The organism is Geomonas sp. (assembly GCF_035254065.1).
Classification (GTDB): Bacteria; Desulfobacterota; Desulfuromonadia; order Geobacterales; family Geobacteraceae; genus Geomonas.
In genome coordinates this window covers 1-8,161 of record NZ_DATFBA010000266.1, presented here as the reverse complement: position 1 = coordinate 8,161, position 8,161 = coordinate 1, and the positions used below count along the sequence as shown (strand labels likewise).

General features: G+C 62.8%; 7 protein-coding genes and 1 pseudogene. All 8 read left to right on the top strand.

The genetic code is table 11. The features are described from left to right. Window positions 1-305 precede the first annotated feature (305 nt). A complete protein-coding gene (relB, locus tag VJ604_RS12195; RefSeq protein ID WP_324082854.1) occupies window positions 306-503 on the top strand; it encodes a type II toxin-antitoxin system RelB family anti-toxin in 198 nt (65 codons plus the stop codon). Between the two features lie 18 nt (window positions 504-521). Further along, window positions 522-1,574, top strand: a complete 1,053-nt coding sequence (pilM, locus tag VJ604_RS12190) for a type IV pilus biogenesis protein PilM (protein ID WP_324082853.1) — start codon at window positions 522-524, stop codon at window positions 1,572-1,574. Then, window positions 1,571-2,110: a PilN domain-containing protein gene (locus VJ604_RS12185; RefSeq protein WP_324082849.1), complete on the top strand. Its 540-nt coding sequence runs from the start codon at window positions 1,571-1,573 to the stop codon at window positions 2,108-2,110. The genes pilM and VJ604_RS12185 overlap by 4 nt, the downstream gene beginning before the upstream one ends. A gap of 19 nt (window positions 2,111-2,129) precedes the next feature. Beyond that, the gene (locus tag VJ604_RS12180) at window positions 2,130-2,729 is read left to right on the top strand and encodes a type IV pilus inner membrane component PilO (RefSeq protein WP_324082848.1); all 600 of its coding nucleotides are present in this window, start codon (window positions 2,130-2,132) and stop codon (window positions 2,727-2,729) included. Beyond that, on the top strand, window positions 2,710-3,318 hold the full coding sequence (locus tag VJ604_RS12175; protein ID WP_324082846.1) for a pilus assembly protein PilP: 609 nt from the start codon (window positions 2,710-2,712) through the stop codon (window positions 3,316-3,318). Before VJ604_RS12180 ends, VJ604_RS12175 begins: the two co-directional genes overlap by 20 nt. A gap of 48 nt (window positions 3,319-3,366) precedes the next feature. Continuing rightward, on the top strand, window positions 3,367-6,183 hold the full coding sequence (locus VJ604_RS12170; RefSeq protein WP_324082844.1) for a type IV pilus secretin PilQ: 2,817 nt from the start codon (window positions 3,367-3,369) through the stop codon (window positions 6,181-6,183). Window positions 6,184-6,195: 12 nt separating this feature from the next. Beyond that, complete coding sequence (locus VJ604_RS12165) at window positions 6,196-6,789, top strand: hypothetical protein (RefSeq protein WP_324082842.1); 594 nt, start codon at window positions 6,196-6,198, stop codon at window positions 6,787-6,789. A 179-nt stretch (window positions 6,790-6,968) separates the two neighbouring features. Then, window positions 6,969-8,161 (top strand): annotated as a pseudogene (locus tag VJ604_RS12160) (hypothetical protein); the annotation flags it as partial.

Here is an 8,161-nt window from a genome sequence, read left to right as displayed (position 1 = left end):
CCTCTCCCGGAGGGGGAGGGCCAGGGAGCGGGAAGGATGCCGGGGATGCCGATGAAGGCATGTCCGAGTGCGAGGAGTTTTCGCATCAAAAAAATGCAACCCCTTCCGGCAGGAGGGACTTGAGCGCTAACGGCTTGATTGTGCGTCACTATCTCATCTCATACGAGGGCTCATTGGCGAATGTAAATATCACTGTCGTATCACGTATGAAGCATAATTACATATAACTTGAATTAATTGCTTGACATTTCTCCAAATTTCGGCAAATGTCACGCAAAATTCGCCAACTGTCAAACGGGTCCACTATGATCATGAACTGTGTAAAGAGGTTGCGGGAAGAGCGCCTGCTGAGCAAGGCCGAGCTGGCGCGGCTGGCCGGGGTCTCCCCGATCACCATCGACCGGATCGAGCGTGGTGAGGACTGCCGGATGGAGACCAAACGCAAGATTCTGCTCGCCCTCGGCTTTTCGCTTGCCGAGAAGAAGAAGGTATTTCAGGACTAACCGGGACAGGAACAGGCCATGCTTTTCTCCAAGAAAAAGGACATCGTCGGCGTCGACATCGGATCGAGCTCCGTCAAGCTGGTGGAGCTGCGCGAGGGCAAGGCGGGTTACCAGCTGGTGAACGTGGGCGTGCTCCCGCTGCCGGCCGAGGCCATCGTCGATAACACCCTGATGGACAGCTCCTCCATCGTCGAGACCATCAAGAACCTGGTGGGGACCCTCAACATCGACGCCAAGGAGGCGGTCTGCTCGATCTCCGGAAACGCCGTCATCATCAGGAAGATCTCTTTACCGGTCATGCCCGTGGAGGAACTGGAAGACCAGATCCACTGGGAGGCCGAGCAGTACATCCCCTTCGATATCAACGACGTGAACGTCGACTTCCAGATCCTTTCCCCCGACGAGCAGGACCCCTCCAAGATGAGCGTGCTGCTGGTCGCCAGCAAGAAGGACATCATCAACGACTACCTGGCGGTCTTCGCCGAGGCGGGACTTAAGCTGGTGGTGGTCGACGTCGACTCCTTCGCCGTGCAGAACGCCTACGAATCCAACTACGACGCCGACCCGAGCGAGGTGGTAGCGTTAGTCAACATCGGCGCCAGCATCATGAACCTCAACGTGGTGCGGGACGGCATCTCCCTCTTCACCCGCGACGTCCAGATCGGCGGCAACCTCTACACCGAGGAAATTCAGAAGCAGTTCGGCCTGAACTCGGAAAGCGCGGAGATGAAGAAGCTGACCGCCACCACCTCGGGGGACCCGCGGCTGATCGACATCCTGCAGCGGGTCAACGAGACCATCGCCCTGGAGATGCGTCGCTCGCTGGACTTCTACAACTCGACGGCAGGGGAGGGGCGCATCTCCAAGGTCTACTTGAGCGGCGGCGCCGGCAAGACCCCCATGCTGATGGATTCCGTCCAGCAGAGGCTGGCGCTCCCCATCGAGATGCTCGACCCCTTGGCCAGGGTGATGGTGAGCGAGAAGGATTTTGACGCCGGCTATCTCAACGAGGTCGCACCCATGCTGGCGGTTGCCGTGGGGCTGGCGACGAGGAGGCTCGGGGATAAATGATCAGGATAAACCTTCTCCCGGTTAGGGCCTCCAAGAAGAGGGAAACGGTCAGGCAGCAGGTCTCCATCCTGGTGCTCTCGGTGATCGGCGTCCTGGTGGTGGGGGTGAGCATGTACGGACTGCTCTCCGCCAAGGTCACCAACGCCAAGCAGCAGATCGAATCGTCGGAAAACGATCTGAAGTCACTGAAGTCCAAGATCGGGGCTATCGACAACATCAAGAAGCTGCAGGCGGAAGTGAAGAAGAAACTCGACGTCTTGAGCCAGCTGCGCAAGGCGAAGACCGGGCCGGCGGCGAGGCTGGCGGCCCTCTCGGACGCGGTGCCGGAAAAGCTCTGGCTCACCAAGTACGTCGAGAGCGGCAACTCCGTCTCCATCTCGGGGGTGGCCCTGAACGAGGAGCTGATCGCCGCCTTCATGAAGAACCTGCAGAACTCCGGTTCCTTCGCCAACATCGAGCTGCAGATCACCGAGCAGACCGATGTCAGCGGGGTCAAGGCGAAGCGGTTCGATCTGGGCATGGTGATCAAGAGCTAGCGGCTAGGGGATAACGAACATGCATCCGGAACTAGAAAAACTATTCAAGCTCCCCGTCCGGCAGAAGGTCGGCATTCTGCTCGTCTTGCTCCTCGTGGAGAGCGCCGCCCTGTTCAACTTCCTGTACCGGCCGCGCATGAACGAGCTGAACGCACTGCAGGGGAGACTGGACGACCTGCAAAAGCAGATCCAGGACAACCGGCGCATCGCCAACAACCTGCCGCGCTACAAGGCGGAGTTCGAGCAGCTCAAGGTGGACCTGGACAACGCCCTCACCGAGCTCCCCAACCAGAAGGAGATCCCCTCCCTGTTGACCAGCATCTCCAGCGCCGGCAAGGGAGCAGGGCTGGACTTCCTGCTGTTCAAGCCCAGGCCCGAGGTCCCCAAGGACTTCTACGCGGAGGTGCCGGTCGACATCGCCGTATCCGGCACCTTCTTCAACGTCGCCGACTTCTTCGTGGCGGTCTCCCGGCTGCCGCGTATCGTCAACATCAACAACGTGGTGTTCGCCGACATCAGGAACGTCAACGGACGCTCCTTCGTCAGGGTGAACTGTCTGGCCACCACCTTCCGCTTCCTCGACAAAGGCGAGCTAAAGAATGAAAAGAAACCTAAGTAGCGGGCTCACGGTCTGCCTGATAGCAGCGGCGGTTTTGGCCGGCTGCGGGAAGAAGGAAGCGCCGGCACCCCCGCCTCCGCCGCCCAAGAAGCCGTCCGAGCCTCCCAAGCCTGCAGGGCCTGCTGGACCCGCCGCTCAGCCCGGTCAGCCCGGTCAGCCCGGTCAGCCCGGGGCCGCCGTGCAGAAGCAGCTCTCCTCCGCCAGGCAGGGATCCCCCTTCGATTTCAGCAAGAAGACCGATCCCTTCAAGCCCTGGGCACCTCCCGCGGCGCCGGCTCCCATGCAGAACGTCCAGTCCCCGGCCAACAAGGCTCCGGCTCCCCCCGCCGCCGACCTGCTCCCCATCCAGAGCTTCGAGGTCTCCAAGTTCAAGGTGGTCGGCATCATCGCGGGGCTCAGGGAGAACCGGGCCCTGGTGGTCGATCCCAACGGCAAGGGGTACGTGGTGCAGGAGGGAATGCAGATCGGCAACAACAACGGCCGTATCTCCAGGATCACCGCCAACGGTGTGGAGGTGGTCGAGCGGGTGAAGGAAGGGAACCGCTACCGGCAGAGAAAGATCGTGCTTACGCTGGCCAAGAAAAGGTAAGGAGCGTTATTGATGAGAATCTTCCCGAGCAGAATCCTTTGTCATGCCATGGCGCTCATCGCTCTGGTGGCGAGCTGTTCCGGCTGCGTCAAGAGGATGTCCGCCGTCAACGAGCCGAGCCAGGCAGGGGCCTCCGCCTTTGCCACGCTCCGCACGGTCAACGTCTCGGCCGACGCCAACCGCATCGAGCTCGTCAGCGACAAGCCGCTCACCTACACCTCCTACAAGGCCGGCGAACCCGCCAAGATCGTGATCGACATCTCCCAGACCGAGCCGGGCCCGGTGGCTTCCCCCATCGAGGTGAACCGCGGCAACGTGCGCCGCATCGACGTGGTGCGCCAGGCCTTGGGGGGGGGCGTCCTGACCCGGGTGGAGATCGCGCTGGTGAAGGATACCGACTTCACCGCCAGCACCGCACCCGCCGACCGCAGCAAACTGGAGATCGCGCTGGCGCCGGTTGTGTCCGAAAGCAAGCCGTCGCAGCCGGCGGCGAAGCAGGCCACGGCGGGGGGCAAGGAGGCGCCGCTCTCCGAACAGAGGATCGAGGAGAAGACCCTGGTCGCCGACGCCGCCCCCGGCGCGCTCCCGGCCGTCCCCGCCAAGGCGAAGCCGGAAGCGGCCACGGCGCCGGTCAAGGCCGACAAGGCTGCCGACCAGCAGGTAAAGAGTGCCGAGAGCACCGGCGGCAAGTGGAAGGCCGAGATCTCCGGTCCCCGGGTGAACGCCATCCTGATCACCCGCGACGGGGTTGAGGTCTCGGTGGCGGGGGGTATCCCGCAGACCTTCAACTCCTTCAAGCTCTCCAAGCCGGACCGGATCGTGGTGGACATGTTCGGCGTGAAGAGCGCGCTGGAAAAGAACGTGGTCCCCATCGGCGCCTTCGGGGTGGCGAGCGCCCGGGTTGGGACCACCGCCGACAAACTCCGCGTCGTGCTGGACGCCTCCGGTGACAAGCTCCCCGCCTACGAGGTGGTGAAGAGCGACCTGGGGCTGAAGATCCGCCTGAAGGGGGAGGCAGCCGCCCAGTCAGCGCCGGCCAAGCCCGCCACCCAGAGCGCCCAGGCTGCCACCGGCGCCAAGTCCGTCCCCGCCACCGCCAGGGGTGCTGCGGGTTCCGAGACGGTCGCCGCCAGCGCACCGCCGGTTCCCGCACCGGCCGCCGTGAAGAGCGAGGTGCCGCGTCCCCGCCAGTCCAAAGGGGCGCTGGAGGCGGTCGACTTCAAGGTGGTGGATGGCTTCTCCAGGATAACCATCAAAATGTTCGGCACCTGCGAGGCGAGCCAGCCGGTACGCGGGCCGCAGGGTATTTCGCTGTCGATAGCCAACTGCCAGGTCCCCAAGAACCTGCAGCGCGCACTCGACACCGGCAAGTTCGGCTCCCCGGTCCTCTCGGTGACCCCCTACCAGGTGAAGGTCAAGGGGGCACCGGTCGCCAAGCTGCTGGTGAGGGTGAAAGGGACCCCGCACTTCTCCATGAGCCGCAGAGGAGAAGTGGTGGTGCTCGACGTGGCGAACCCGGTCCCGCCGGTGGCCGCCAAGCTCCCCCCCGCCCCCGCCGCCAAGGCCCCGGCCGCCGCCGAGGGGAGGGTGGCCGAGGAGCTGGTCGTCCAGCCCAGAGGCGCGGACCAGGCGACCGAGCTCCCCATCCCCGACCACGCCCGTCCGGTCAGGAAGGTCTACACCGGCCGCCGGGTCACCCTGGAGTTCTCCGACGCCGACATCAGGAAGATCTTCCAGCTGATCGCGGAGGTCTCCAACCTCAACTTCCTGATCTCCGACGACGTCTCCGGCACCATCAGCCTGAAGCTGGTGAACGTCCCCTGGGACCAGGCGCTGGACGTGATCCTTGACGCCAAGGGGCTCGGCATGCAGCGCGAGGGTAACATCGTGCAGATCAAGCCGAAGTCCAAGCTGCAGACCCAGGCGCAGGAGGAGGCCGCCGCCAAGCGGGCGGTCGAGGCCACCCTGCCGCTGCGGACCATGATCTTCGAGGTCAACTTCGCCACCATCGGCGACATCGCCACCCAGTTCCAGGCCCTGAAGAGCGAGCGCGGCACCATCATCAGGGACGAGCGGACCAACCGGGTGATCGTGACCGACATCCAGCCCGCGCTGGACGCCATGCGCCAGCTGCTGAAGAACCTGGACATCCCCGAGAAGCAGGTGATGATCGAGGCGCGCATCGTGGAGGCGACCTCCTCCTTCACCCGCGACCTCGGTGTCCAGTGGGAGATGCACTACAAGGACGGTTCCGCCTCCTTCGCCAACATCAACTCGGTCGACTCCACCTTCGGCGGCGTGGTCTCCTCCGCCGGCCCCGGCTCCACCGGCGCAGGCGGCATCGGCATGGGGATGTCCTTCGGCAAGCTGAACAGCAACATCCAGGTGGACATGAGGCTCTCCGCCGCGGCCACCATCGGCGAGGTGAAGATCGTCTCCACCCCGAAGGTGGTCACCCTCAACAACAAGGCGGCCAAGATCTCCCAGGGACAGTCGATCCCCTACCAGACCACCTCCGCCGAGGGGACCAAGACCGAATTCGTGGAGGCGGCGCTCACCCTGGAGGTTACCCCGCACATCACCGCGGACGGCTCGGTCAGCATGAAGATCAAGGCCAGCAACAACTCGCCGGGCACCGGTTCGCCCCCCCCGATCAACAAGAAGGAGGCGACCACCGAGCTGTTGGTCGCCAACGGCGAGACCACCGTCATCGGCGGCATCTACCAGGACAACGAGACCGAGACCGACACCGGCATCCCGTTCCTGGCCGACATCCCGCTTTTGGGGTGGCTGTTCAAGTCCAACTCGAAGCTCAAGACCAAGACGGAATTGCTCATTTTCATCACCCCGAAGGTTGTCATTTAAGGAGAAACGGTAATGCGTAGAAGGTTTGTTTCCAGCTTGATTTGCGGCGCGTTGGCCATCGGCGTCCTCACCTCGTGCGGCAGCGACAAGGCGCAGGGGACCGGCGAGTTCGCCACCGTGGTCGCCACCGCCAACACCCCCGGGGCCGACGTCAACTCCTCCGTGGCCGTCTGCGGCCCCCCCATCGTCCCCAATACGACCCCCGACTCCGCCACCTACACCATCAACAGCACCGTCTATGGCGGCTCGTCGACCACCATTCTTCCTTCCGACCTGATCATCGACAAGATCACCCTCACGCTGATTCCGGCCAACACGGTCACCCCGGCCTTGCCGCTCGGTTTCGCCACCCAGTACCCTACCTCCGGGCAAAGGGTCGCCCCCGGCGGCTCCGTCTCGATACCGGTGGTGGTGGCATCTTCGGACCTGAAGAACTTCCTGAGGACCACGGTCACCCCCCAGGCCCTCGATTGCAGCGCCCAGGGGCTAGTCACCACCTACACCTACCGCGTCAAGGTCTCCTTCGAGGCGCTGGAGGTGAACACCAACCGGGTGGCGACCATCACCCCTCCCGGTTACGTGAACCTCATTTTCACCGACCAGTAGCCGCACGCCTGCTCGCTCAAGATACCGGAGCCGGTGCCGATACTTGATCGGATCAGGACGGCTTCCCAGGCGGGCAGGCTGGTGCCGGTGCCGGTCGCAGTGAAACACCAGACAGCTTAGCTTTCCGCAGCCGTGGCTGAACTTAAACTTGGATTGATCGCACTTGAAGGGGTAACAAAATGAATCTGCACAGGAAACTTAGCTGGACGCTGCTTCTGTTGGCGCTTGCCGTACTCTTTAGCTGTTCCGGCCAGAAGTCGGGGAGCGGGACCAACTCCGTCACTGCCAAACGGGTCGGGGCTGCCGCTATCCTCACCAGCGACATCCAGGTGAGTACCAGCCCTTTCGATCAGTCCCAGCCCGCGGTTGCCTTCGACACCGTCAACCACCAGTACATGACCGTCTGGACCGACGCTCGGAACAGCAGTAGCGGCTCCCTCGACATCTACGGCAGGATCATGCAGGCGAGAAATACCTACGCCGACGGCATCCCGCGTTTCGACAACACCACCACCACCAAGACCGGAATAAGCGTAAACTGGGTGCCGGCATCCACTGATCTGAAGATCACCAGTAGCACTACCGCGTCGCCCACCCCGCCCAAGATCGCGTTCTACCCGGACCCTGTTGACAGCACCAAGAGCAAGTACCTGATCGTCTGGACCGACACCCGCAATAGCTACAGCCAGATCTTCGGCCAGTTCGTGCGCGCCGACGGCACGTTGCTGCTTCGCGATGCGGTCACTCCTTCCATGAGCGGGTCGGCGAACGTCCCGGACAACTTCGTGATCACCGAGCACGTGGGGAACTCTCTCCCGGCCGGTACGGTTACCGTCAAAGGCCAGTATAAATCTCCCACCAGTAACGGCAGCATCTCCATCAACTCAACCACTCCCACCCAGGTGGTGGGCACCAACACAACTTTCCTCAGCAAGATCAGCACCGGCGACATCTTCGTCATCAACAACGTCGCCTACACGGTCGCTTCGGTTACCGATGACAACAATCTGACCCTCACTAGCCCCTACATCTTCCCCACCGGCGTTACTTCGTTGAGTAACCTCAGCTACCTGTCGTACAGCTTTGACTCCGCGAGCAGCAGCGTGACCGGCAACGGCACCAATTTCACCAAGAGCGGGCTCACGCCGGGAGACAAGATACAGATCAACGGGATCTACTACCAGGTGGCGAGCATCGCCACTGACACCTCGCTGACGCTCACCTCGTCCGTCCTGGGCTACTCCGGGACCTACTCCTATACGACCACGTCCCACCTCAGCCAATCATCCCCCGACCTGGTTTACAACCCGATCTACGGCAACTTCGTCCTCTCCTGGATCGACACCTCCGACTGGGACAACGACAACACCCT

Bases quoted from the DNA above. Each gene is read 5' to 3' on its own strand.
- relB (WP_324082854.1), top strand. From the start codon at position 306: ATGATCATGAACTGTGTAAAGAGGTTGCGGGAAGAGCGCCTGCTGAGC.
- pilM (WP_324082853.1), top strand. From the start codon at position 522: ATGCTTTTCTCCAAGAAAAAGGACATCGTCGGCGTCGACATCGGATCG.
- VJ604_RS12185 (WP_324082849.1), top strand. From the start codon at position 1,571: ATGATCAGGATAAACCTTCTCCCGGTTAGGGCCTCCAAGAAGAGGGAA.
- VJ604_RS12180 (WP_324082848.1), top strand. From the start codon at position 2,130: ATGCATCCGGAACTAGAAAAACTATTCAAGCTCCCCGTCCGGCAGAAG.
- VJ604_RS12175 (WP_324082846.1), top strand. From the start codon at position 2,710: ATGAAAAGAAACCTAAGTAGCGGGCTCACGGTCTGCCTGATAGCAGCG.
- VJ604_RS12170 (WP_324082844.1), top strand. From the start codon at position 3,367: ATGGCGCTCATCGCTCTGGTGGCGAGCTGTTCCGGCTGCGTCAAGAGG.
- VJ604_RS12165 (WP_324082842.1), top strand. From the start codon at position 6,196: ATGCGTAGAAGGTTTGTTTCCAGCTTGATTTGCGGCGCGTTGGCCATC.